The organism is Novosphingobium sp. UBA6272 (assembly GCF_002440635.1).
Taxonomy (GTDB): domain Bacteria; phylum Pseudomonadota; class Alphaproteobacteria; order Sphingomonadales; family Sphingomonadaceae; genus Novosphingobium.
Genome location: NZ_DJUW01000035.1, coordinates 15,286 through 38,843, shown reverse-complemented (window position 1 = coordinate 38,843; position 23,558 = coordinate 15,286). Strand labels below are relative to the sequence as shown.

Here is a 23,558-nt window from a genome sequence, read left to right as displayed (position 1 = left end):
TTGCGCAGCGGCGGGTCGCGTCCTGTATCGACCAGAGTGCCCGCGATCCTCGCCAGTTCCTGCGCGCGGGCGAGATTGCTGCGCGCAAGTACCGCCCTGTCTTCCGCCGCACGCAGCTCGGCATGCGCCACTGCGATATCGTAGGTCAGATCAGCGACAGCCCTTCTCAAGCTGAGACGCGCAAACTCCAGCTGAGCTCCAGCCACCGTCTTGCGCGCACGGCGCTCGCCGCCAAGTTCGAACTCCTGGCTGACCGCGACGGTTACTTCGCTCTGGCGGAAGGTGCGATAGGGACCGGTGCCGCTGAAATTTTCGACCTGAACACCTATTTCGGGATTCGGTCTCAGCCCCGCCTGCAGCGCTCGCGCTTCCGCAGCTCTGAGTTCGGCCTCGGCGCGAGTAACGCGCGGAGAGATTTCGCGCCCTCGGGCGAGCGCGTCGTCAAGGGTAACAGGCTCAGCCAGCGCCGTGCTGGCCTGTAGTATAAGCGCCCCTGCAAGCAGCAGGGCGCGAAATCGGATCGGCATGTAAGACTCCTGATCAATGCAAGTTGGCGCGGGCAAAGCGTGCCCGCGTCAGGCAAGGATCAGGCTGAAGGCGGCTCAGTAAGCGGAGCAGAGCGCCAGGACGGCATCACGGATACGAGCGTCGGCTCGAATATCTGGACGAAGAAAAACGTACTGATCTCCGGCGCGACGAGACCGACCACGGTCGCGCAGGCACAATGATGCTGGAGTGCAGCCGATGGCGCGGCACCACTATCCTCTTGGCCGGTTTGCTTATCCATAACAGATTGAGCGTCGGGCGCGTCGAATTCATGCACATCGATCACTTCGCTGGCGTGCATAATGCTGTCGCCACCGCTATGCGCCAATGCTGGCGACACCGCGCTCCCGAAAAGCACGGAGATCAGGACCAGAAATGCCAACAGACGACGGCGCATGGTGACGCCGCTAGCATAGGTTTGTTCAAGGACCAAATAATTCATCGCACGCCGATCCAACGCGGAACCTGCGCCTGATAATCCTGGTAAGATTGCCCAAACATTCGGGCGAGATGCTGCTCCTCCAGTCGGACCTGGATAGCGCAGGCTGCAATAAAAACCAGCCAGGCAAGCCAGCTCCACCAGTCACTCGCGGCGATCGCCATTCCCAACCCCAACAGAATCATTCCGAAAAAGACCGGATTCCGGCTAAACCGGAACAGTCCGTTGTTGACGAAGAGCGGGGCATCTCCGCTTCGGATGCCAATCCGCCATGCACGCCCCATCTGATGCTGGGCAATGACGATAATGATCCCGCCTCCGGTTGCGACGAGAGCAGCGACAGCGGTAAAAACAGAAGCCAACCTACCGGTCGTCCTTACGCTTGTGAGCGCAAGCAAGCCAATGCTCAGTGCAAAGACAACGCTGGTCGCGCGCTGCAATCCGCTTGCGCCAGCAAAGGCCCAGACATTGTCCCCGGTTCGACGGCGCAGAACCAAGCCTCTTGCTATCGTCGCGGCGAAGACAACCACAAAGGTCACAAAGGGAATGAAGTTTAACATCACTCGGCCTGCTCCAATGATGGCGATCCCGGTTGCTCTAGCTCCTGCAGGGCCTGGCGCACGACTTGCCACCCGCCGCTGATCCCGAACGCGGCCATGATAAATGCGACAATGAGATCGGGCAGGTTGCTACCCGACCACAACACTGCGGCTCCCGCACCGATCACCAGCAAATTGTTGATCGCATCGTTGCGCGAGCAGACCCAGACCGATCGCATGTTCGAGTCACCCGCTCGGAAACGATAAAGCAGCACTGCCACCGAGACGTTCGTCACCAGAGCGAGCGCGCCGATGCCTGTCATTGCCCAGGGATCGGGCTGGGTTCCAGCGAAGATACCCCAAACAGCGGAGACCATCACACCAAACGCGAAGGCGAGAATGGTCAGCCCTTTGACCAGGGCGGTCCGCGCCCGCCAGACAAGCGCCAAGCCGGCGACGCCAAGGCTGATCGCATAGTTCGCGGTATCCCCCAGGAAGTCGAGCGCGTCAGCCTGAAGGGCACGGGATCCCGATGCGGCTCCGGCGATGATCTCGACAAGAAACATCGCGCCATTTGCGATGAGCGCTATCCACAATACCCTCCTCCAAGCAGAATCGCTGCCCGCGGAGTTGTCATTGCTGGGAGCGGCGCAGCAACTGTCCGCCATGGCCGAAACTCCTTGGATCGTTCGAGTCGGCCCCCTATATGCACCCTGTAGCAACTACAGGGTCAAGCGATGAAAATCGGTGAACTATCGAGGGCGACCGGAACCAACGTCGAGACCATCCGCTATTATGAGCGGATCGGTTTGCTCCCGGCACCTGAGCGGACAGCGAGCAACTACCGCTCCTATGGCGAAGCGCATCGCACGCGGCTCGCCTTCGTGCGCCACTCCCGCGAACTCGGCTTCACCATCGAGGAAGTCCGCTCGCTGCTCGATCTGGCTGACCACCCCGAGCGCGAGTGTTCCGAGGCCGACCGGATCGCCACCAGGCATCTGGCGCAGGTCGCAGAGAAGATCGATCAGCTCGTTGCCCTGCGAGACGAACTGTCACGTATCATAGGTCGCTGCCGCGGTGGATTGGCCGCCGATTGCCATGTGATCGAAGCGCTGGGCAATCATACCCTGTGCGGGAATGAGCACAAATCAGTTCATTCAATGTCCTGTTGACGCCGTTGCCAGTTTAAGTGTATGCTCTAGGGCCAAAATGGTGTCGTCTGATCCGCTCGCAACGTTTGTGGCTCTGGCTGCGATTTAACCGTTTCATCCGTTGCGAGATCGTCATGGAAGGGTGGCGGCAAGGGGACGTCCGTCGATGATAACTCAAACGGCGTAAAAAAATGAAGGGGCCTACCCCTCACGCTCGTCGGCGAATGATGGCAGCCTGATTCTAGAGACTCAAAGTCGCTTGGCAATGGCCCGGATCGCCTTCATTCCGGTGCCGAAGCGGGCTATTTGTTCGCGATGTGAAGCAAGCTCACCATAGGGCAGATACGCCATGTTGAGGTCAGCTATTCGGCTGAAGGCGGGGCGGGCCATTTGTGCCCGAACATCACGCTCTCGGGCGTCGGGCGCAACCAGGAACATATCCGCTATGCCGTCCAGGTTGCCGCCGCTAAGAGCCAGATCGAGCATCCGCACGATGCCCGAGTAGATCGACGTCGAATGTTCGACTTCGAAGGCGGCGCGGACGCAAGGCTCCTGTGGGTCGATCCATAGTACATCGATCAAGCGCACAGCATCGGCACCGGGCGCTGTCGCAATCTGGTCGGGCAAATGCTCAAGGCAATCGCATCCGAGCGGAACGCCATTAAATAGTCGTCCGCGATCGTTTGCTGCGATCCAGATGCGGAAGCCCAAGGCAATTCCCAGATCACGCAGCCAGGCTTGAATTTCGCTGTGGCTGCGATCTTCTTCGTCGCGGGCTAGTTGTGCTTTGGAGAGATGCCGGGCCTCTTCTCGTACCGCATCTAGTCGAGCATACCAATCGGCGGCAGCATCCTCGATAGGTGGCGGAGCCGGGTAACGACCAGAGCCGATATCGAACAGCATGCCGCCGATGGCCCCGAGATCGTTCGACAGGAGATCGCGGAATTCGTCGTTGAGGTCGAGAATTCCGCTGCGCATGGCGAGGAACTGTTCCCAGCTTCCGAGTTTCACCTTGGACGAAGTCAGAGCGTTGTAACCTTTGACAATGGCAGTGTTGAACGGCGGGATCAGCGTGGGGTGGAGAAAGTAGAGCATGTTGGCCACAGCTGGCCCGAGTCCCTTGATCTTCAGGCCGTCGATCTCCCGGATGTGGCCGATAACATCCTCTGCGGTGTCGCAGCAGACACAATTGTGGAGCAAGCGCCCGAAGGCACGTTGGTTTGTCGGACTCTCATAGATGTCGGGGATGCGCAGTTTGGGCTTCCACAAGAATGCATGATCTGCACCCTTGAATATCTGACGCTGCTCGGCGATCGAGTGGACGACGGTTTCAAGCGATGAGCCTCGATAGGCGACGCCGAAAGTCCCGGCCTCGATTTCCGCAACGACCTGCTGGATCCCGCGTCTGATCGAGCGAAAGTTCTTGATCCGCTCATCCCAGAGAAACCAGCTATGATAGGTGGCGCCCGCATCCTCGCGCCAGACCTCGATCAGTTTGCGAACCTGGTCGGAACGACCGCTCGCTCCTGTCACCGGACGGCGGCCTTTGGCTTGCGCGACGAGCTATGGGTCGAGACGATCTGCCACGCCTGTCCGTTCCACTTCAGCACAGAGCTGGCGACGCCAAGCCGTTCGACGACTTCCTCGTTCTTGAGAACGATCCGGTAGGTGTATGTTTCCGTCGCGATGGCAATTGGGCCTTCGACCCGGATCTCCACCCTGTAGTCTTGAAACGAAAAGGATTTGAATTCCTTGAGTTCCGGGCCGAGATGATGGTCAAGGTATTTTGCAAATGTACCCTCGACTTTTCCCGATTCGATCACGACGGCATCGGGTGCAAACAGGCTGTCAACGCCCGTCATATCAAGGCGCTCGATCGCCGCCTTGTAGGATGCCAGCACCGCTGCTGCCCCATCGCGGTCCGGCAACTGTGCGACCGAAACGGAAGTGAGCGAAAGGGTGAAAGCGGCGGCGATGGTTTTCACCGCGATTATCGTCGAGCGCATGCAAGTACCCCCTGGAGTTGGCCCGGTCCCTATGGTCGAGGCTGGCGATCGGAATGGTTGTGGCCGTGCGATCCGTGGAACAGATGCATCAGCGGACAAAGCAGTAGGATGGCATATGGCAGCACACCAAGCGCGTGCGCCCAGTGCTCGCGCAGCACGAAAAACAAGGCAATGGCTGCCAGCGAAGCGAGCGCGAACCTTATGCCGCGACGACTTGCCATATCATATCTCCACGCGCTTGAGCCGCAGCGCATTGCCAATCACGCTGACCGATGACAGCGCCATTGCAGCTGCGGCAATGATGGGAGAGAGGAGTATGCCAAACACCGGATAGAGGGCCCCGGCCGCAACGGGGATTCCGGCGATGTTGTAGGCGAAAGCGAAAAACAGGTTCTGGCGGATATTGCGCATTGTCGCGCGGCTGAGATGCCGCGCCCGCACGATCCCCGTGAGATCGCCCTTGAGCAGCGTTACACCCGCACTCTCGATCGCGACATCGGTACCTGAGCCCATCGCAATCCCCACGTCCGCAGCGGCAAGCGCCGGTGCGTCGTTGACGCCGTCGCCGGCCATGGCGACGACACGGCCTTCGCTGCGCAGCCTCTGGACGACCGCACTCTTCTGGTCGGGCATGACATCTGCTTCGATGTCAGTGATCCCGAGACGGTTGGCGATCGCTTCCGCGGTGATGCGATTGTCGCCGGTGAGCATGATGACCCGGACGCCTGCTTCGGCCAATGCCTGCAAGGCAGCTGGCGTTGTCGACTTGATCGGGTCCGCGATTGCGATAACCCCGGCGACGACGCCATCGATACCGAGGAAAATCGCGGTTGCGCCGTTGGCGCGCAATTGATCGGCGCGAGCCGCAAGGGCGCCTATGGCCAGCCCCAATTCGTCTAAGAAGGCGGCCTTGCCGACAGCAACGGTGCGGCCGTCGACAGTGCCGGTGATACCTTTGCCGACAGGCTGATCGACATTCGTTGGGTTTGCGAGGGAGAGCCCCTTGGCCTCGGCAGCCTTGACCACCGCCAAGGCGAGCGGATGTTCGCTCATCCGTTCCAGGCTGGCGGCGATGCGGAGCACTTCGTCCCCGGTATGACCCGATGCCACCTCGACCGCGACCACTGCAGGTTTTCCTTCGGTCAGCGTCCCAGTCTTATCGACAACGAGCGTATCGACCTTTTCCATCCGCTCGAGCGCCTCGGCGTTCTTGATCAATATGCCCGCCTGAGCACCCCGGCCAACGCCGACCATGATCGACATCGGGGTCGCGAGGCCAAGCGCGCATGGGCACGCGATGATCAGGACAGCGACAGCCGCGATAAGGCCAAAGCCCATGGAAGGCGCGGGGCCAAACAGCGACCAGATCACGAAAGCGGAGATCGCAACCGCGATTACTGCCGGGACGAACCAGGCGGACACGGCGTCGGCCAGCCGCTGGATTGGTGCTCGGCTTCGCTGCGCTTCGGCAACCATCTGAACGATCCGGGCCAGCATCGTGTCACGCCCGATTTTTTCGGCGCGCATGACCAGCGCGCCGGTCTGATTGATCGTCCCGCCGATCAGTACCGCGCCCATCGCCTTGGACACTGGCATCGATTCTCCGGTGATCAGCGACTCATCGACGCTGCCTTGACCTTCGAGGACAATCCCGTCGACCGGAACTTTCTCGCCGGGCCGGATGCGAAGTGTGTCCCCAACGAGAATATCTTCGAGCGCGACTTCTTCGTCAGTGCCGTCGGCCCCGACCCGGCGTGCGCGTTTTGGGGAGAGATCGAGCAGGGCGCGGATTGCGCCGCTGGTCGTTTCCCGCGCGCGAAGCTCAAGGACCTGGCCCAGCAGGACGAGGACCGTGATAACGGCAGCGGCTTCGAAATAGACCGCAACCGACCCGTCCGGTGCCCGGAATGCTGAGGGAAAGATCGACGGGGCAAGCACCGCGACCATACTGTAGGCCCAGGCTACTCCGGTCCCCATCGCGATCAGCGTGAACATGTTGAGACGCCGGGTCGTGAGCGACAGCCAGGCCCTTTCGAAGAACGGCCAACCGGCCCAAAGCACCACCGGCGTGGCAAGCAGCATCTGGAGCCAGTTGCCCGTCTGGCGGGCGAGCAACTGGTGCAGTCCGGTCAGATGGCCGCCCATTTCCAGCGCAAACACAGGAAGAGCAAGTGCCAGACCGATCCAGAAGCGGCGGACCATATCGCGATACTCGGCGCTCGGGCCGGAATCGGTGCCTGGCATGACCGGTTCGAGCGCCATCCCGCAAACCGGACAGCTTCCCGGCGCGTCTCGCAGAATCTCGGGGTGCATCGGGCAGGTCCAGACCGCGCCGTCAGGTGCGTCGGAAAAGTCCTCCGTTCCGGCAGTTGCCCCATGAGCGAACCGATGCGGATCGGCAGCAAATTTTGTCCGGCAGCCCGGACTGCAGAAATAATAGGCCTCACCGGCATGAACGGCCTTCGGGGTCGAGGCGGTCGGCGCGACGGTCATTCCGCAGACCGGATCGGTCACGGTTGCACTGCTTTGACTGGCATGATCAGACATTTCGGGCCTGCCTTCGGCAATAGCGGATGCTCACTGCGGGCCCCGCGCCAATCCACCGCCAATTGCTTGACCGGTTTCGGGCCATCACGCAGGGCCTCTCAAAAGCCGAAGCGACGCATCGCAATCTCTCGACCATAACAGCAATGCTGATCTTCGCTGCAAAAATGAGGCGGGAGGCCATGTGTTGTCTCCATGGTTATCCTCCCGCCTCCACCGCCGCGGGCGGGGCGACCCGGCGGGCAAGGCATGAAAGAGGTTGGTCTGCTTCAGCCTGTTATACGCAAGGCAACCGCCGATCCCTCAAAAAGAGTCCAAATTCTGGTTGCTGTGGTTCAGAATGCTTCCTTTGTTCCGCTCAGGATCGAAATCGAGCCGGTAATGGTGTTGAATTGCCGCCGCTCGGACACCTCTGAGAAACCGGCCTCGATCATCAACGGGATCAGCACACCGTCGGCATTGGGTTGTGTATCCGCATAACCGTCCAATTTCTGGATGGTCGCCCCGAACAGCTTGCGCATCAGCCATGATCGCTGTTCGCCATAATCGGCGATGTACAGTTTCCCGTCTGGTTGCAGCACCTGGTGAATTTCCAGGAGCAGGCGGAGTTTCTCGGCAAGAGGAACCTGATGGAGGACGAGACACAAGGTCGCCACGCTCGGCGCTGGCCAGGCAGCTATCGCTTCTGCTGAAAATGGCGCGTGGATGAATTCGGCCCGTATGCCGCGCGCACTCGCTTTGTTGCGGGCGATCGCGAGCGCGGCTGCATCGGGATCGACCCCGATATATTGGGTTGCTGGGTTTCTCTTGGCCAGGATAGGCGCAAGGCTTCCGGTTCCGGCCCCGATATCGAGCAACACGTCGCTGTCTTCGGGAGCTATCAGGTCAACAAGCGCGGCGCGCCAAAGCATCTCGCGGGTCGATAGGCGCACTCCGACATCATAGAGCGGTGTCAGAAAATGGTGCCCGGCGGGGGGAGTATAGGCTAACTCTTGCGGCATCAGCCGACTCCCTTGCTTGCCACCTGCGCAGCGCCTGGTTCAGAAGGCCACTGCTTGAATGGATCAGCAAGCTGATCGAGGTAGGTCTCGGGATAGTCGGGGCGACCTGCGATCCCAACCCGGCTCGCGCGAATATGGTCACTGGAGCGGAATTGCGCGGTGCCGAGAAGCGCATCCCAAACCGTCAGGAACAATCCGAAATTGACATCGCCTTCGGTCTCAGAGGCCAGATGGTGATGGCGGTGGACCGGCGCGACCGCCCAGACATAGGCGAGTGGACCCAAACGCATGTCGACGTTCGAGTGCTGCAGCTGGAGCTGGATGGCTACGGCAAAGGCGCCAACCATAGCGACCTCCTGGGGAATCCCCATCAGCAGCCATGGGAGCGTTCCAACCGAGATCTCGATCAGTTGATGGACCGGGTGCTTGAGCAGCCCATTGAAGCCATACATCCGGCGAACCGAATGGTGCACCGCATGAAAGCGCCACAGGATGGGGACACGGTGACTTGCGAAATGGGTGAGGCTGATGCCCGCATCCAAAAGGATGATGGCGAGCGTCAGTTCGGCCCAGAATGGCAGCGCAGCGGGCCAAATCGAGGACCATGGGACCAGACTGGCGAAGAGCGGCAGCAGGAGCACCAGAACAAGGATTGATCCTTCGTTGACCAGTGCATGGGCAAGGTCGCGGCGGGCATCGCCATGATCCCTGTTCCATTGGCGTTCGAACGGGGCAACCCGCTCCGCCACAAGCGATGTCGCTATCGCGGCAAACAACAAGCCGACCAGCCATATTGGTGCGGCGCCCGCCGAAACGAGCAAGGCTGCACCGCCAACAAAAATCAGGAAATAGGCAGGAGCATAGACATAACGAAAGAGAAACATGGCCGCACTCCGGAGAATGGATGGCACACCATGCACTGCGCAGGCCGGTCGATCTTGAACGAATCGCTGGCCCGATCAGCGGATGACCGAGATTTTCAGTCGGGCCAAGCCCTGCGAAGGGGTTACGCCGAACCACTGAATAAGCCTTCTGGTAAAATGTGCCTGGTCGGAAAAGCCGCCGGCCTGAGCCGCGTCAGCCAGGCTACCTGAGCGGTGGAGCGCATCGATCGCATGCTGAAGCTGGAGCCATTGCAGCAGCTTGACTGTCGGCACCCCGAAATCGCGGACCGCGATCTCGCGCAGGCGCGTCGGCGACAACCCGATTTCGAGCGCCAGGGTCGAGGGAGTGATACCGGGCTCCAGACTGACCAGTGCGGCCTGTAGCCGTTGGTCGATGGGTCTCGCTGGCCCTTTGCCGAGAAATACGCCGATCCACCGCTTCGCCGCAGCACCGCAATCGACCGATCTCAATCCGCTCGCTTCGCGTTTCGTCAGCGCGACTATCGCCTGAGAGTGGACGAAGTCGCGCATCCCGCCAAACATCGGATCGACATAAATGGTCCGAAGCGCGGCGCCGGCTGGTGCAAGGCTGTGCAGTAGTCCGGCTGGAATGAGCGCGGCTTCACCCGGCGCAAGCCGCACCGGGCGATCCCCGCCAATCTCGCATGGGGTATCAAGCGCGAGACTGATCTGGTGAGCAACATGGCGGTGAGGCCGATTGTCGCCCGCGTTTGCATCTAGCATGGCCCAACCGACACCCAGGAGCATCGTCCCGGACCAGGCGGAGGTCTTCGGGTTCAAGGCATCGCCAGGCTGGCTGTGGGCTCAAGTGTCCCCAGCCATGCAACGAGAGCCAGAATTGCAAATGCTGCGGACGCCTCCAGCAGCAGGCTCGTTCGCAAGGCTTTGGCAGCTGATTGAGGATCGTCGTCTTCGAGCGCCGTGCCCAGTGACGGCGTCAAGCGCCAGCGGTTGTTGGCTGCCAGCAGCAGCATGAGGGCGACCGCGAGGAGTTTCAACATCAGGAGCAGCCCATAATCGGAACCGGACAATGCCGTAAGATGGTCGAACCCGACGAGGATCTGGGCATTGATCAGCCCCGTCACGGCTATGATCGAAACGCAAATGGCGCCGATGCGCGAGAACTCCTCGAGTGACCGATGTGCGATTGCCAAACGATTCGCCGACAAGGGTTCGGGCACCGCGCGCAGCAGCAGCAAAAAGCCGGCAATTCCGCCAAGCCAGACTGCCGCTGCCAGCATATGCAGGATATCGCTCACCCGGTGGACCAGGCCAAGGTTACCCTCGCTGGCACCCGCATGTCCGGTCCAGACAAGCGACGCGAGGGCCGCTGCGCCGGCCAGCATCACGCCGATCAGCCTCAGCTGGCTCGACTTGGCGTAGATCGCAATCAGCACGGCGAGGCCGAGGGCTGCCATCCGGACCATCCAGGCGGTGCCTATCGGGGTTTCAACCAAGATCGCGCGACCGGTCTGCCAGTCGGGGTTGCCAATGGCGCTGCCCGACATGCTTGCGAGCAACACAAGGAAACCGATTCCAGACAGGACAAATCCGAAAACGGCAAGTAATACAAAGGTCGAGCGCAAAGGAAAAATCGCGTCATCGGCCCGTTCGAGTCTGCGCAGCGCGTACAAGGGGAATGCCGCGAGGCCGGGAAGCAGGATCAGGCTCAGGTACAACCCGAGCCTGATCGCGATCATTAACCAGTCGGCTTCCACGGCCTACCGGACCGTGAAGACGAACTGGCTACCCATGCGATGCGTGTCGGCACCGGCAGCCGACCACGTCACCTGGTAGGTGCCCGGAGCCAGCGCGCGTCGGGGCATCAGCATGATCGACTTGCCGTCCTTGCCCATCATCGAGCTGAAGGCGACTTTCATAGGCGGATGGTCTCGCGTTCCGGGCATGGCGGTCATGACGAGATCGACCTTCACAGTCGCTGCAATTACCCGTTCGTTGAAAACGAGGTTGATGGATCGGGCATTTGCGCCTGGAACCACGGAATTGGCTGAAGGTGTCGATGACATGAGCTTGGCGTGAGCAAGTGCCGTGCCTGGGATTGAAAGCAGCGCCAGCGAGGCAAGAGTCGCGGCCACAGCAGAGTTGCGCATAATAAGTCTCCAAAAAGTTGCGTTCGATGCTAGATACGCACTCGCTGGATCAATCCCTTGGAGCAGAACCAAGATAAGGGATTCCTTGCGTACATGCGTATAAGCAGGAGGCAACACGATTGGATGAGGACGCCATGGACGACTATTTAAGTCAATTGAGATGGATGCCGCAGACAGGGCTGCTCGATGGTTTGGATGATCGCGTGATGAACGCGCTTGCACTGCGCCGGAGAGAGAGCAGCATGGCGCAGCGTTTCATGGTGCTGTCGGCTTTCATTTCGCTTGGTGGAGGCGCTCTGGCAGGTATTTCCATGAGCGAGGCGGCGGTTGCGGCTCGCCCGTTGTCACCATTCGCGCCGGCGATGGCATTGGCGCCATCCGCGCTCCTGGACCCGCGATGAGCATGGGGCCGCGTCAACTCTTGCTGCTTGCGCTGGTGGCTTTTGCTTCCGCGATCTGCGGCGTGTTCATTGGGCGGCTTGTTGCCGACCGGCCTCGTGCAAGTGAAACAGAACTCCACGCACTGTTGCACAGCGAACTCGAGCTGACTTCACAACAGCAGGTCAAGATTGACGCCATCGAAGCGCGGTTTGCGGTTCGGCGCAAGGCACTTGAGCTCGAAATGCGCGCAGCCAATGCGCGCCTCGCCGAAGCTATCGAGATCGAACATGGCTATGGCCCGAAAGTCACTGCCGCCATCGATCAAAGTCACCTGGTAATGGGTGAAATGCAAAAGGAAACGCTGGAGCATTTGTTCGCGATGCGCGCGGTCCTCAATCCTGAGCAGGCGAAGATGTTCGACAACACAGTGGTCAAAGCACTGACCGCCGATGCCCGGTGACGCTCAACTATACGCAATGTGACGATCGGGAACTGGCCACTCTCGCTCTTGTCGGTCAGGCCCAGGCGTTTCGCGAATTGACGCAACGCTACAAGGGTCCGATTTTTCGCCTGATCAGGAACAATGTCGGCGATACGCACGAGGCGCTGGACATATTGCAGGAAAGCTTCGTGTCGGCTTTCGCCAGCATCCATCGCTACGACCCGGAACGCCCTTTCCGAGTTTGGCTGGCGCGCATCGCGCTTAACAAATGCCGGGACTGGGCCCGACGGCGTGCGGTCCGCTCGTTCTTCTCGTTGGCGCGACCGATCGAAGCCGGTGAAGATTTTGCAAGCGATGCCCCAAGTCCAGAGCGCGAAGCCGAGGGACGCGCCGAACTCGCTGAAGTCGAACGCGCGATCGCCACCTTACCACTTGCGCTGCGAGAAGTTCTGACCCTGCGCACCATCGAAGAGCTCAGTCAGGCAGAGACGGCAGCAATATTGGATATCAGCGAAAAAGCTGTCGAGACGCGACTCTACCGCGCCCGCGCGCAACTGAAGGCCAAGTTGACGGGAACAGCGGAGGCGGAATTGGCTTGATAGCATAGGCAATCAAAGCGCTTGGCGACGAATTCCGGATCGCGACCGGTGCAGACGCAAAAATACTTTCGAAGCCCCCCGATTACCAAAATGCTGCTCCACCGTCTGATGGCTGTAGAACGATTGGGCGCGAAGTTTGGGCTCGGTGCTGCATACAAAGATAATCCTTCGTGAGGGCCGAACTGGTGCGATGCGTATATTCGGGTACCAGGCCTCTTCTCAAATCCGGACGGACCATGATAACTGATCGACGAAAATTTATCAGAGTTGCCGCAGCGGGCGGCTCTGCTGCCGCACTCGCCAACTGGTTCCCGGCGTGGGCGCAGCCGGTTTCGCCAGGGATAATCGCGCCCATCCCGACGGTTTCGGGTACAGACATCAGTCTCCGGATCGCACGCCAGACGATGCGGGTCGATGGTAAGGTCAGCCGAGCGATTGCAGTGAATGGCACGGTTCCGGCACCATTGATCCGGTTGCGCGAGGGACAAAATGTGCGCCTTTCGGTGACCAATGACCTTGATGAAGACAGTTCGATTCACTGGCACGGGCTGATCCTCCCCTTCCAGATGGACGGTGTTCCGGGCGTCAGTTTCCCGGGCATCAAGCCCCGATCGACCTTCGTCTACGAATTCCCCGTCGTCCAGTCGGGGACCTACTGGTATCACAGCCATTCCGGATTGCAGGAACAACTCGGCCACTATGGGCCGATCGTGATCGATCCCAAGGGAGCGGATCCGATCGGCTATGACCGCGAGCATGTCGTGGTGCTGTCCGATCACAGCCAGCTCTCACCCGAGGCGATCTTTCGCAAGTTGAAGGTCAATCCTGGGCATTTCAACATGCAGCGGCAAACGCTTGGAGGCTTGCTTGCAGGCAAGGATCAACCGCTCAAGGAACGGCTCGACTGGGGCAAGATGCGGATGGATCCCACCGACATCGCGGATGTCAACGGGTCGACCTATACCTTCCTCGTCAACGGCTATGGCCCCAAGGACAATTGGACCGCGCTGTTCCGGCCCGGTGAGCGGGTGCGCCTGCGCATAATCAATGCATCTGCCATGTCGATTTTCAATGTCCGCATCCCGGGACTGCGGCTGACCATCGTCCAGGCTGACGGACTCAACGTGCGACCGGTTGAGGTCGATGAATTCCAGATTGCCGTTGCCGAGACCTACGACGTGATCGTTACCCCGAACGAGGATCGCGCCTATACGCTGGTTGCCGAAGCCAATGACCGTTCGGGCATGGGCCGTGCGACATTGGCTCCGCGCCCCGGCATGACCGCGGAAGTGCCCCCGCTGCGCGAGCGGCCGTTGGCCACGATGAAGGACATGGGCATGGGCGACATGGACATGTCCGGAGCCGATCAGGCAGGTTTGGCAACGGGTGCGGCAGCTGCCGAATGCCTGCCCGAGCATGCGAAGATGGGTCACTGCACGCCAGCAGGAAGCGCCGGGACGTCCGTTGCCGAGTCGATGCCCGGGATGGACATGTCCGCCACCGCTGCGCCTGCTGCAGGCGCGATGGCTGGCATGGATCACGGCAGCATGAAAATGCGCGATTTCTCGGTCGCGCCGCAGGTCGACAAGAACCCGGGCGTCCAGACCATCTCACCGATGCCGGTCGACCGCATGGCAGAGCCCGGTCAGGGCCTCGAGGATGTCGGCCACAAGATGCTTACCTATCACGACCTCGTGGCGCTCGACCGCAACCCCGATGCGCGCGCCGCGGATCGCTCGCTCGATATCCATCTCACTGGCAACATGGAGCGCTTCATGTGGTCGTTCGACGGCATGAAAATGTCGGACCATCACGAGCCCATCCCGTTTATCGAGGGCGAGCGGGTGCGGATCAACCTCATCAACGATTCGATGATGAGCCATCCCATTCACTTGCATGGTCATTTCTTCGAGCTGGTGACAGGCAAGGGCGACTACGCGCCAAGAAAACACACCGTGCTGGTTCAACCAGGAGGGAAAGCAAGCTTCGACTTTACCGCGGACGCACTGGGCGACTGGGCTTTCCATTGCCATCTGCTTTACCACATGGAAGCAGGAATGATGCGCGTTGTCAGCGTTCGTCCGCGGGGAGAAGCGGCATGAGCCTGCCCCGCCTGATGCTTGGCTGTGCTGCGGTATCGGCTTTCGCGGTGCCTGCCCAAGCCCAATCGATGCCGGGAATGGACCGTTCGGCCATGCCCGCAGCGCCTAAGCCGCTAGCGCCTGTCGCGAAGCCGGAAGCCGAAAAGGCCTCCCCTGCGTGTCCCCCCGAGCACGCGAAAATGGGACATTGTACGCCAGCAACCGACCGTAGCCCGGAAGCTTCAGCATCCGGTGCCACGCCTGAGCCCGGCAGCGGCGGCGAGGCAATGCCGGGCATGGACATGGGCGCTACCTTCCCGGCTGGAGATGCCGTCGATCCGGATTGCCCGCCGGAACACGCAAAGATGGGTCACTGCACTCCGAAAGTCTCGTCCGCACCGCAGGCGAAAGCCCGAGGGACGGCAACAGGCACCGACCTCGATCCGGGCAACGCGCCCGCGCCCGCGCCGCCATCGGATTGGTACGCCGACCGCATCTTCACAAAGGAAGAAATGGAACGCGCCCGCGAAAAGATGATGAAGGCAAGCGGGGGCATCAATGTCCATTATGTTGCCTTCGATCTTGCCGAATATGTGGTCCACAAGAACAAGAACAGCTACCGTTGGGACGGTGAGGCGTGGTTTGGCGGAGACATCAACCGGTTCGTCTTCAAGTATGAAGGCGAAGGAGAGTTCCGTGGACCGCTCGACGACCTTGAGTTGTCCGGGCTCTATTCCCGGGCAATCTCGCCGTACTGGAATTTGCAGGCTGGTATCCGGTACGATGTGAAGCCTGACCCATCGCGGACCTATGCTGTGATTGGCATCGAAGGCCTCGCGCCCTATTGGTTCGAAGTGACCGCAGCGGCCTTTGTATCAAACAAGGGCGAAGTCCGGGGCCGCATTGAAGGCTTTTACGATCTGCGGATCACACAGAAGCTGATCTTGCAGCCGCGCTTGGAGGCGAACTTTTCAGCGCAAACCATTCCCGAACTGGGAGTAGGCTCCGGTCTGTCCAACCTGGAACTTGGTGCGCGGCTCCGATACGAAATCAGGAAGGAATTTGCGCCCTACATTGGCTTCGAATGGGTCCGGCAGTTTGGCGATTCCGCGCGCTTTACGCGGGCAAACGGCGGGCAGGTATCCGATCCGCATTTCGTCATGGGCGTGCGGTTCTGGTTCTGATCAGGACGTAATATTGAGGGGAAAACGATGCGTTCGATGCGTCGTCTCCATATCGGGGCAAGCAAGGTTCACAAATGGCTGTCGCTGATCATCAGTGCGCAATTGCTGATCTGGTTTGCGAGCGGGGCGTTGATGAGCTTCCTCCCGATCGAAAAGGTGCGCGGCGAGCATCTGGTCGATCGGGCGGCTTTCAAAGCGGTTCCGGCAGACGCCGCCATGGTCGCTCCGGGCAAGATAATCGCGCAGGCCGGGGCGCCGGTCGAAACGATTACCTGGCGGATGCTTGGCGATCACCCTGTTGCTGAAGTGACGACGAAGCGAGGAACACTGCTGTTCGACGCTGCGACCGGCGGGATCAGGGACTCGATCGATGCGCGAACCGCGACGCAGATTGCGCGCGATGCCTGGAAGAGTGCGACAAAGCCCTCATCGACTGCGACGCTTATCACTGCAGAAAGCTCAGACTACCGGGGGCAACTTCCGGCTTGGCAAATTGCATTCTCCGACCTGGATCAGACCAGTGTTTTCGTGGCGGCAGATAGCGGCAAGATTTCAGCCGTTCGGACCGAAACTTGGCGGCTTTATGACTTCTTCTGGGGGCTCCACATCATGGACTGGAAGAACCACGAGGATTTCAACAGCTGGTGGCTTCTGGCTTTCGCCATCGGCGGGCTAGCGATGGGGATTGCTGGTTCGGTTCTGCTGTTCATGCGCTGGCCGCTTCGACGAAAAAGGCCGAAACCGGCCTCGAACCCAACTTTGAGCTAAGGGAAACGTTTATGCGCAAAATTGTTTTGGCACTGCTGCTGGCGGGATCGCCCGCAATGGCATCGACTGCAGCAATCATGCACCGGGATCCGGGATGCGGCTGTTGCGAGAAGTGGGCGGCGCAAGTGCGCAAGGGGCTGGGGAAGACCATGCGAGTGGTTGACGAGTCCAACCGCTCGGCGCTTCAGGCAAGGTTCGGGATCCCACCTCATCTTCGTTCCTGTCACACCGCGCTCATCGACGGAATGGCCTTCGAGGGTCATGTTCCCGTTGAAGATATCAGGCGCGCGCTCGCAGCCAGGCCAAGGGGAGTAACAGGCCTTGCGGTTGGCGGCATGCCACTCGGTTCGCCCGGGATGGAAGTGGCAGGGCAGCCATCCCAGCGCTTCGAGGTTTATTCTGTCGGAGCGGCAGGTCCGAGAATCTATGCCCGGCATTGACCGCGATTGGATTTGAATCCGGTCCGGCAGCAATTGCAATCGTGGCTCCAAACCAGCTGCATATGACGGCCCACCCCCCGGGGCCGCCGTCCGAACTTGACTGATTTCTCAGAGAGGCCACCAGCAAGATTGCGGATGGCCATGGGCGGGGCCGTTTGGCTTGGGTCCAACGAGCGCCGATGTGCCATCGGCGCTCGTAATGCTGGCCGGACAGTTTGGCATTTGCCGCAATTTCCGGAAGCCAGGCTCGAAATCCAAAAATGTGAGGGGTGGAGCCGCAGGGTGCGTATTCCGATGTGACGGCCCGAAGGCGTGAACAGGTGGAAGCCATTCGCCATGCACCCCATGACTAAACGACCATTGCTTCTCCACGGCACGGTCAGATTCTGCTGTAGAACCGACTGCGAGTCCATATCGAAATGACGGACGATCGGCACATACCCGACGCGTTTGCCGACCAACCGGAACTATCCCGGCTGGCCTGCCTCGCCTTCCAGAGCGCGCCGGGACATATCTTTATCCTGCTCGATGACGTTGGCAGAATCCTAGCGCTCAGCGACGATGAAGGGGGTGCTGAACACTGGAGCCTGGCCGATGTTAAGGGCCAGAATCACGAGATCTTTTACGCACCCGACGAAATAGCCTCTGGTCAGCCCGCGGCAGACTTGGATGCCGCTCGGCGCGGCCCCTCGTTTGAACGCAACGGCTGGCGCGTTCGCCAATCAGGTATGGAGTATCTGGCCCATCTTTCCATTGCAGCCCTTCATAATCAAGGTCGATTGCTGGGCTATTTTTGCATCGTTCGCGACGTCACCGAGGAAGCCGCGATCCGCGCGGCAATGGAGGCGCGCGAACAGCACCTGAACTCGATCCTGGCGACCGTTCCTGATGCCATGATCGTGATCGATGAACGTGGCCGGATTTCTTCCTTCAGTGCCGCTGCTGAACGATTGTTCGGCTATGAGGAGAAAGAACTGATCGGGGCGAACGTTTCGCGCCTCATGCCATCTCCGGATCGCGAACGCCACGACGACTATCTCAAGCACTACTGCACGACCGGTGAGAAGCGGATCATCGGGATTGGCAGGGTGGTGACCGGTCAACGCAGCAATGGAACAACGTTTCCGCTCGAACTTTCGGTCGGTGAAGCAGGCAAGGATGGCGAACGGATATTTACAGGCTTCATCCGCGATCTGACCGCGAAAGAACAAGACGAGCTGCAGCTCAAGGAGCTGCAAGCGGAACTGGTTCACGTCTCGCGACTCAGCGCCATGGGCACAATGGCCTCTACCCTTGCCCACGAACTTAACCAGCCTTTGACAGCAGTCGCAAACTACCTGGAGGAGGTGCGCGATATGCTTGTCGCGGCGACGGACGAACCCGCAACGATCATGCGCGAAGCACTGACAGAGGCTGCGCACGAGACGTTCCGGGCGGGCGACATCGTCCGCAGGTTGCGTGAATTCGTCTCACGAGGTGAGGTTGATAAGCGCCTCGAAGAACTACCAGGCCTGATTGAGGATGCCGGGCGTCTGGCGCTGGCTGGTGCGAGAGAACGCGGCGTCCGTCCATTGTTCACCTTCGATCCTAGGGCAACGCCGGTGCTAGTGGACCGCGTCCAGATCCAGCAGGTTCTTGTCAATCTCATGCGAAACGCGATCGACGCCATGCGGACGGCGCAAATCCGGGATTTGTCGATCGAAACCAGGCTCCGGTCCGATGGGTTCGTAGAGGTCGTCGTACAGGACACCGGTTCGGGTATCGCTTCAGAAATCCGGCCACGCCTGTTCGAGGCATTTGTCAGCAGCAAGCAAGACGGGATGGGGTTGGGTCTGTCGATTTGCCGGACGATCGTCGAGGCTCATGGCGGGAGTATCTGGGCCGAGTATCCGGAGAACGGCGGCACCCGGTTTCATTTCACCTTGATTCATGCTTCCGCGGAGGAATTAGATGGGGGATAGTCGCATCGTTCACCTCGTCGATGACGAAGAAGCCATTCGCAAGTCAGCCGGATTTGTGCTGTCGCGCGCAGGCTACAAGGTGCTGCCATACCATTCGGGAACCGAATTTCTGAAACGGGCCAAGGCTGAGCCGAAAGGGTGTGTCCTGCTCGATGTCCGCATGCCTGAAATGGACGGCTTGCAGGTTCAGTCCGCCATGGCAGACTGCGGCATCGATATGCCGGTCATAGTTCTTACGGGGCATGGAGACGTAACCGTTGCCGTGCAGGCGATGAAGGCCGGAGCAGTCGAGTTCCTCGAAAAGCCGTTCGAAAAGGCAGCTCTTCTTGCGGCACTCGAGCGAGCATTCACGCGGCTAGAACGGAGCGACAACCGCGAACTGGAAGAGCGCGAGGCACGTACGCGGATAGCGGCCCTCACTCCGCGCGAACGCGAGATCCTAGTGGGTCTAGCCAAAGGCTATCCGAACAAGACAATTGCCTATGATTTGGGGTGCTCGTCACGAACCGTCGAGGTTCACCGCGCAAGTCTGATGCACAAACTGGATGTGCACAGTCTGTCCGACTTGCTTCGGATAGCTTTTGCGGCAGGCCTATAGCGCGGGACCGGACTATCTGCGATATTTACGTAAAGACGCTTTCCGTCATACCTGTGATTTCTGCGGGAGGCTAACTCTCGAATTTCAGCATCAGGGTCCATGTCCACAAGTCTGAGCGAATCTGGCGAAAAGCGGTACAAGGTCCTCGTCACCGACGACGAGGCCAGCGTACGCCGGTCGTTGCAGCTCTTGCTGCATGCGAAAGGCTATGAACCGCATAGCTACACCTCGGCTTCGGCCTTGCTAGCCGATCCCGGTGCTCTGTCGGCCGACTGCATGATTGCCGACTACAGCATGCCGGACCTCGATGGGCTGAGCCTCCTTACTGCTATCAGAGCCAGGGGTTGGAACGGTTCCGCGATCCTCATAACCGCATCTTGTACCAAAGGTCTGGAGTCGCGGGCTCATGCCTGCGGCTACGCGCAGGTCATCCAGAAACCGTTCATTCGCGGGCCCATTCTCGAGGCGCTGTCCCGCTTGTGCGGATGCGCCAAGGCTGGAGATTGTGTTGAGTCAGGCGACATCGTCCCAGACTGCGGTTGCTAGGAAGGCGGGGCGGATCAGGTTAGGAGCGCCGTCCTTCGCCAGACCAAATACACTGCGGGTAACAAGACGAGGCAAATGAGGCTTGTGGTCCAGAGCACCGTTCGATGCCATTCGCTGGGCGATAATGCCATCGCCAAAGGCACAGAAACCTGACCGACGCTCGCAACACCGTGCTGGATGCCAAGGCGCAGGCCTGCGTCGCCACGAGGTGCGCTGATCCAGAAACTGGCGATGAGGCGCAAGGAAGCGGCGCTCCAGCCAGCGGTAAAGACGGTGGCGGCAATCATCGGCTTCGACTGGGCGAGAGGGAAGAGCGAGAGTGCGACTCCGAGCAGAAGCAACATGCCTCCGGCTAAACGAGCCGGTTTGGTTTCCAGCCACCCAAGCTTGGCGTGGAAGGCTTGCGCCGCCAACATGGCAAGCCCGCAAAGGCTAAGCATCCACGCGATCTGCTCGCGGCCTGGTAATGCCTCGGGATGATGCATTACCAGGCTAAGGTGGACTGCGGACAAGCCGCCGGTGCCGACAATTGTCAGGCCCAATAACGTCAGCACCAGTATTCTTGAATCTTGGCGGCCAGTCACAAGCGCAGGCTCGACTTGCCAGTGAATATTCGGCGCGGGGGCCAATGCGAGTGCGAAGGCAACGCCGGCGACAGCAATCCCTAATGACAGGAGCGGCAGCTGCGGCGAAATGCGCGCGGATGCTTCAGCAAGCAACGGGCCAGCGAAATCGCCAAGAAAGAGGGATGCAGTCAACATCGTGAACTGGCGAGCCCGCACTTTGGAGTCGAGAGCGGCCTGTTTTCCGACAAGCAGGCAGAGGGGAACCACAGCTCCGAACGCTATACCCGCGAATATGCGCAACAGGTACAAAGCATTAAGCGAAGTCGCACCCGTAAGCGCCGTTGTCGTAGCAAGCGTGGCGACCGCGATGACCAGGATCGCGCGTAAGTTGCCACGATCGGATAGCGCGCCCCACAAGGGCGCCGTGAGCATCCCGCCAAGTGGAAAGATCGCGCCCAAAACGGCGAGATGGACTTGGTGACTGCCTGGCTGGGGCGTTCCGGGAGCTTCAACCAAGCCAGAAAGCAACGGCAGAAAGGCGGTTTGTGCCGCAGCAGCGGCCGCGATCGCCAGCATCGCCGGCATGATGCGGACGGTTGTTGAGCGTTGTAGCGCCGTTACTGCGATCAGTTGCTTGCCTACGTTGGTGTTGAATATAGGCACAAGACCATCAGTCGCCACGACATCTTCAGACTGACCAGAAACCCATGCTCGGCCGCTTCATCGCCGCGCGCGGGCCGCAAAGTTGCTAAATTCATTGAGCCAGAACCTACATGTCCTCCATCGGCATTGGCATTGGCTTGTCCGGCGAAGGCATCGGCATGGGCTTGTCAGCCGATGGCATCGGCTTGGGCTTGGGCTTGGCTGCGGGCTTCATGCCCTTGCCGGCGCAACAATCCTTGCCCGGCTGCATCGGCATGGCGGCGGAGCCGCCTTGCGGCGCCATCCCGCCCATGTCCTGCTGCGGCATGTTCTGCATTCCCATCTGGTGGTCCTGCATCATTTCGCCGTGCATCTCTTGCGCACCGTGCTTCATGCCGTCCATGTGGGCACGGTCTTCAGTGCCAGAAGTTGGCGCGGGTGCCGGTGAGGCAGGGACCGCAGGTTTCGGGGCTTCAACAACCTTCAAATCCGCCGGAGCTTCGTCCGCCAGCACGTAGCCCACGCCGACTGTGCCAGCAAGAAGCGCGAGAACGGCAGCGTATTTTTGATTTCTGGTCATTTCACATCTCCTGCGAGTTGCAGAACCACGCACGATTGTCCGGCATTTCTCGGGAGCGAGATGCAATCATGCGGCATCTTCGGATATACGTATTGTGCGAAGACGGGGCGTTCAGTCGCCCATCGCCCCCATTTCGCGGCAGCTCGACGCGCACCGCCTGCACGCGGCAGCACAAACAGCCAGCTGCTGGTCCCCGCTTTGCCGTTCACATTCGCGGGCGCATCTCTCGCAGGCTTCGGCACAGGCGCGGCAAAGAATGGGGTGAAGCGCCGAACTTCTGATCATGGAATTCGCCGTCGACTGGCAGATCTCCGCACAATCGTTGAGTAGAGCGATCAATTGGGCCGAGGCAGCCGAGCGGACCGTGCTGGCAACATGGTTCGCCGTCTCCAGACACATCACATGCGATGCCGTGCAAAGCTCGATGCAGTCCTTCATAGGCATCGCCTTCGCCATGCTGTGGGTCGAACGGTCGCTCGCCATTGCCTGACTTGCAGCTCCCGCGGCGAGAAAGGCGGTGCCACTCGTCAATACGGCTCTTCGTTCCATCATTTTTGTCTCCATACCTGATTACTCTCGATGTTTTCCAAGACGTTTGGTTTCGTCGGACTTGCCGTCCGATAACGCAGAAATCGACTTCTGCCGCGCCATGACGGTGTCCTGCCACGGCCAATGCCCGTTGATCTCAACGCCCAGTGAAATGCTGAGAAACGTGCGCACCAGCACGAGGCCCGCCAGCACGACCAGATCAGCGATCGTCGGATTAATTACGAGGGACTTGACGATGTCGCCGGCGACCAGGAATTCGAGGCCGAGGAGAATGCTGCGTCCAAGGGTCGAGCGAAAGGCGACGTAGGCTTGTGGCCGATCGCCTCGCGGGAAGGCTCGGGCAAATTCCCAGCCGGCATATGCCGCGCCGATCAGGATCGCCAGGGTGCCGGTTACATCCAGCACGACGACGGCCAGATGGAAGAACTGGCTGAGCCAAGGCGCATTAATGGTGATCATACCAGCCCCGGTTTCGAATGTTGTTGAAGCTGTCCGTCGTGTGACAGGCATAGCACTGATCGACACGGGCCTTACTACGGGCAGCGCGCTGCGACACCATGCTGAAGTGCTCCATGAAGTGGCTGGGCGGGGCCTTGTGGCATTCCACGCACTGGGTGGAGTTGGTCGAAGGGTGTCGATAGTCACCGATTTTCCAGGAGTTTGTACTGTGACAGGTCGCACAATCGGTACCGAACAGGCCCAAGTGCTTGTCTCTGACCGAATGGCAGCTCGAACAATTGAGTGCCGTTTCGGACATCGGCCCTGGCTTGCTGGACGGTGCTCGCGGGGGCGTCTGTCGCCAGACCTTTGGATCGAGCAAGGCGGCATGGTTGATGTTGACAATCCCCCGATCGCCCTGATGCTCGACATGGCAAGAACTGCATTCGGCGGCCTGAGCGTGAAACACAGTCGATTGCTTGTCTCCGAAATCGGTACCGGTGTGGCATGACAGGCATGTTTTTGCTTCCACGCCTTTCAC

Annotated in this window: 28 protein-coding genes and 1 pseudogene; 13 read left to right on the top strand and 16 right to left on the bottom strand. The window is 60.1% G+C overall.

Translation table 11 applies throughout. From position 1 onward, the window contains the following. Positions 1 to 11 precede the first annotated feature (11 nt). The 4 genes and pseudogenes from B2V17_RS16555 to B2V17_RS16230 form a co-directional block, all read right to left on the bottom strand. Positions 12 to 527 (bottom strand): annotated as a pseudogene (locus B2V17_RS16555) (TolC family protein); the annotation flags it as partial. 59 nt (positions 528 to 586) lie between these two features. Further along, positions 587 to 988: a hypothetical protein gene (locus B2V17_RS16240; RefSeq protein ID WP_292999534.1), complete on the bottom strand. Its 402-nt coding sequence runs from the start codon at positions 986 to 988 to the stop codon at positions 587 to 589. Further along, positions 985 to 1,545, bottom strand: a complete 561-nt coding sequence (locus B2V17_RS16235; RefSeq protein WP_292999532.1) for a methyltransferase family protein — start codon at positions 1,543 to 1,545, stop codon at positions 985 to 987. The genes B2V17_RS16240 and B2V17_RS16235 overlap by 4 nt, the downstream gene beginning before the upstream one ends. Next, positions 1,545 to 2,192 carry a cation transporter gene (locus B2V17_RS16230; RefSeq protein ID WP_292999530.1) on the bottom strand — a complete coding sequence of 216 codons (648 nt, stop codon included), beginning with the start codon at positions 2,190 to 2,192 and terminating at the stop codon, positions 1,545 to 1,547. Before B2V17_RS16230 ends, B2V17_RS16235 begins: the two co-directional genes overlap by 1 nt. Positions 2,193 to 2,261: 69 nt before the next feature. Between B2V17_RS16230 and B2V17_RS16225 the strand changes: the two genes are divergently transcribed. Continuing rightward, entirely contained in the window at positions 2,262 to 2,696 is a 435-nt protein-coding gene (locus B2V17_RS16225) for a MerR family transcriptional regulator (RefSeq protein ID WP_292999528.1), read from the top strand. A gap of 228 nt (positions 2,697 to 2,924) precedes the next feature. On the opposite strand, the gene B2V17_RS16220 is transcribed toward B2V17_RS16225, so the two are convergent. The 9 genes from B2V17_RS16220 to B2V17_RS16180 form a co-directional block, all read right to left on the bottom strand. Further along, positions 2,925 to 4,208, bottom strand: coding sequence for a type II restriction endonuclease (locus tag B2V17_RS16220; RefSeq protein ID WP_292999526.1), 1,284 nt, complete (start codon positions 4,206 to 4,208; stop codon positions 2,925 to 2,927). Beyond that, positions 4,205 to 4,681, bottom strand: coding sequence for a nuclear transport factor 2 family protein (locus tag B2V17_RS16215; protein WP_292999524.1), 477 nt, complete (start codon positions 4,679 to 4,681; stop codon positions 4,205 to 4,207). Before B2V17_RS16215 ends, B2V17_RS16220 begins: the two co-directional genes overlap by 4 nt. A 29-nt stretch (positions 4,682 to 4,710) precedes the next feature. Then, a complete protein-coding gene (locus B2V17_RS16210; RefSeq protein ID WP_292999522.1) occupies positions 4,711 to 4,902 on the bottom strand; it encodes a DUF2933 domain-containing protein in 192 nt (63 codons plus the stop codon). A 1-nt stretch (position 4,903) separates the two neighbouring features. Continuing rightward, positions 4,904 to 7,228, bottom strand: a complete 2,325-nt coding sequence (locus B2V17_RS16205) for a heavy metal translocating P-type ATPase (RefSeq protein ID WP_292999520.1) — start codon at positions 7,226 to 7,228, stop codon at positions 4,904 to 4,906. Between the two features lie 332 nt (positions 7,229 to 7,560). Beyond that, positions 7,561 to 8,136, bottom strand: a complete 576-nt coding sequence (locus B2V17_RS16200; RefSeq protein ID WP_292999518.1) for a class I SAM-dependent methyltransferase — start codon at positions 8,134 to 8,136, stop codon at positions 7,561 to 7,563. An 89-nt stretch (positions 8,137 to 8,225) separates the two neighbouring features. After that, a complete protein-coding gene (locus B2V17_RS16195; protein ID WP_292999516.1) occupies positions 8,226 to 9,146 on the bottom strand; it encodes a sterol desaturase family protein in 921 nt (306 codons plus the stop codon). Between the two features lie 39 nt (positions 9,147 to 9,185). Next, positions 9,186 to 9,854: a helix-turn-helix domain-containing protein gene (locus tag B2V17_RS16190; RefSeq protein WP_292999514.1), complete on the bottom strand. Its 669-nt coding sequence runs from the start codon at positions 9,852 to 9,854 to the stop codon at positions 9,186 to 9,188. A gap of 53 nt (positions 9,855 to 9,907) precedes the next feature. Further along, positions 9,908 to 10,849, bottom strand: coding sequence for a copper homeostasis membrane protein CopD (gene copD / locus B2V17_RS16185; protein ID WP_292999512.1), 942 nt, complete (start codon positions 10,847 to 10,849; stop codon positions 9,908 to 9,910). A 3-nt stretch (positions 10,850 to 10,852) separates the two neighbouring features. Then, positions 10,853 to 11,242, bottom strand: coding sequence for a copper resistance protein CopC (locus B2V17_RS16180; RefSeq protein WP_292999510.1), 390 nt, complete (start codon positions 11,240 to 11,242; stop codon positions 10,853 to 10,855). 134 nt (positions 11,243 to 11,376) lie between these two features. Here B2V17_RS16180 and B2V17_RS16175 point away from each other — a divergent pair, with 134 nt between their 5' ends. The 10 genes from B2V17_RS16175 (at position 11,377) to B2V17_RS16130 (ending at position 20,242) form a co-directional block, all read left to right on the top strand. Next, positions 11,377 to 11,643 carry a hypothetical protein gene (locus B2V17_RS16175; RefSeq protein WP_292999508.1) on the top strand — a complete coding sequence of 89 codons (267 nt, stop codon included), beginning with the start codon at positions 11,377 to 11,379 and terminating at the stop codon, positions 11,641 to 11,643. Positions 11,644 to 11,645: 2 nt separating this feature from the next. Continuing rightward, entirely contained in the window at positions 11,646 to 12,083 is a 438-nt protein-coding gene (locus B2V17_RS16170; RefSeq protein ID WP_292999646.1) for a periplasmic heavy metal sensor, read from the top strand. Next, positions 12,080 to 12,664, top strand: a complete 585-nt coding sequence (locus B2V17_RS16165; protein ID WP_292999506.1) for an RNA polymerase sigma factor — start codon at positions 12,080 to 12,082, stop codon at positions 12,662 to 12,664. The genes B2V17_RS16170 and B2V17_RS16165 overlap by 4 nt, the downstream gene beginning before the upstream one ends. 236 nt (positions 12,665 to 12,900) lie before the next feature. After that, positions 12,901 to 14,766: a copper resistance system multicopper oxidase gene (locus B2V17_RS16160; protein ID WP_292999504.1), complete on the top strand. Its 1,866-nt coding sequence runs from the start codon at positions 12,901 to 12,903 to the stop codon at positions 14,764 to 14,766. Further along, on the top strand, positions 14,763 to 15,929 hold the full coding sequence (locus B2V17_RS16155; RefSeq protein ID WP_292999502.1) for a copper resistance protein B: 1,167 nt from the start codon (positions 14,763 to 14,765) through the stop codon (positions 15,927 to 15,929). Before B2V17_RS16160 ends, B2V17_RS16155 begins: the two co-directional genes overlap by 4 nt. A 27-nt stretch (positions 15,930 to 15,956) precedes the next feature. Further along, a complete protein-coding gene (locus B2V17_RS16150; RefSeq protein WP_292999500.1) occupies positions 15,957 to 16,697 on the top strand; it encodes a PepSY domain-containing protein in 741 nt (246 codons plus the stop codon). Between the two features lie 11 nt (positions 16,698 to 16,708). Beyond that, the gene (locus B2V17_RS16145) at positions 16,709 to 17,137 is read left to right on the top strand and encodes a DUF411 domain-containing protein (protein WP_324475759.1); all 429 of its coding nucleotides are present in this window, start codon (positions 16,709 to 16,711) and stop codon (positions 17,135 to 17,137) included. Between the two features lie 419 nt (positions 17,138 to 17,556). Beyond that, on the top strand, positions 17,557 to 19,098 hold the full coding sequence (locus B2V17_RS16140) for a PAS domain-containing sensor histidine kinase (protein WP_292999498.1): 1,542 nt from the start codon (positions 17,557 to 17,559) through the stop codon (positions 19,096 to 19,098). Beyond that, positions 19,088 to 19,696, top strand: a complete 609-nt coding sequence (locus tag B2V17_RS16135) for a response regulator transcription factor (protein WP_292999496.1) — start codon at positions 19,088 to 19,090, stop codon at positions 19,694 to 19,696. The genes B2V17_RS16140 and B2V17_RS16135 overlap by 11 nt, the downstream gene beginning before the upstream one ends. Before the next feature lie 99 nt (positions 19,697 to 19,795). Continuing rightward, a complete protein-coding gene (locus B2V17_RS16130; protein WP_292999494.1) occupies positions 19,796 to 20,242 on the top strand; it encodes a response regulator in 447 nt (148 codons plus the stop codon). A 14-nt stretch (positions 20,243 to 20,256) separates the two neighbouring features. Here the strand turns inward: B2V17_RS16130 and B2V17_RS16125 are convergent, their stop codons facing one another. Next, a complete protein-coding gene (locus B2V17_RS16125; RefSeq protein WP_292999492.1) occupies positions 20,257 to 21,489 on the bottom strand; it encodes an MFS transporter in 1,233 nt (410 codons plus the stop codon). Between the two features lie 88 nt (positions 21,490 to 21,577). Further along, on the bottom strand, positions 21,578 to 22,030 hold the full coding sequence (locus B2V17_RS16120; protein WP_292999490.1) for a hypothetical protein: 453 nt from the start codon (positions 22,028 to 22,030) through the stop codon (positions 21,578 to 21,580). A gap of 283 nt (positions 22,031 to 22,313) precedes the next feature. On the opposite strand from B2V17_RS16120, the gene B2V17_RS16115 reads away from it, so the two are divergent. Then, positions 22,314 to 22,520, top strand: coding sequence for a hypothetical protein (locus tag B2V17_RS16115; protein WP_292999488.1), 207 nt, complete (start codon positions 22,314 to 22,316; stop codon positions 22,518 to 22,520). A gap of 80 nt (positions 22,521 to 22,600) precedes the next feature. Here the strand turns inward: B2V17_RS16115 and B2V17_RS16110 are convergent, their stop codons facing one another. Further along, positions 22,601 to 23,038, bottom strand: coding sequence for a DUF1622 domain-containing protein (locus tag B2V17_RS16110; RefSeq protein WP_292999486.1), 438 nt, complete (start codon positions 23,036 to 23,038; stop codon positions 22,601 to 22,603). Between the two features lie 367 nt (positions 23,039 to 23,405). On the opposite strand from B2V17_RS16110, the gene B2V17_RS16545 reads away from it, so the two are divergent. Further along, on the top strand, positions 23,406 to 23,528 hold the full coding sequence (locus tag B2V17_RS16545; RefSeq protein WP_349679984.1) for a hypothetical protein: 123 nt from the start codon (positions 23,406 to 23,408) through the stop codon (positions 23,526 to 23,528). Positions 23,529 to 23,558: the final 30 nt, after the last annotated feature.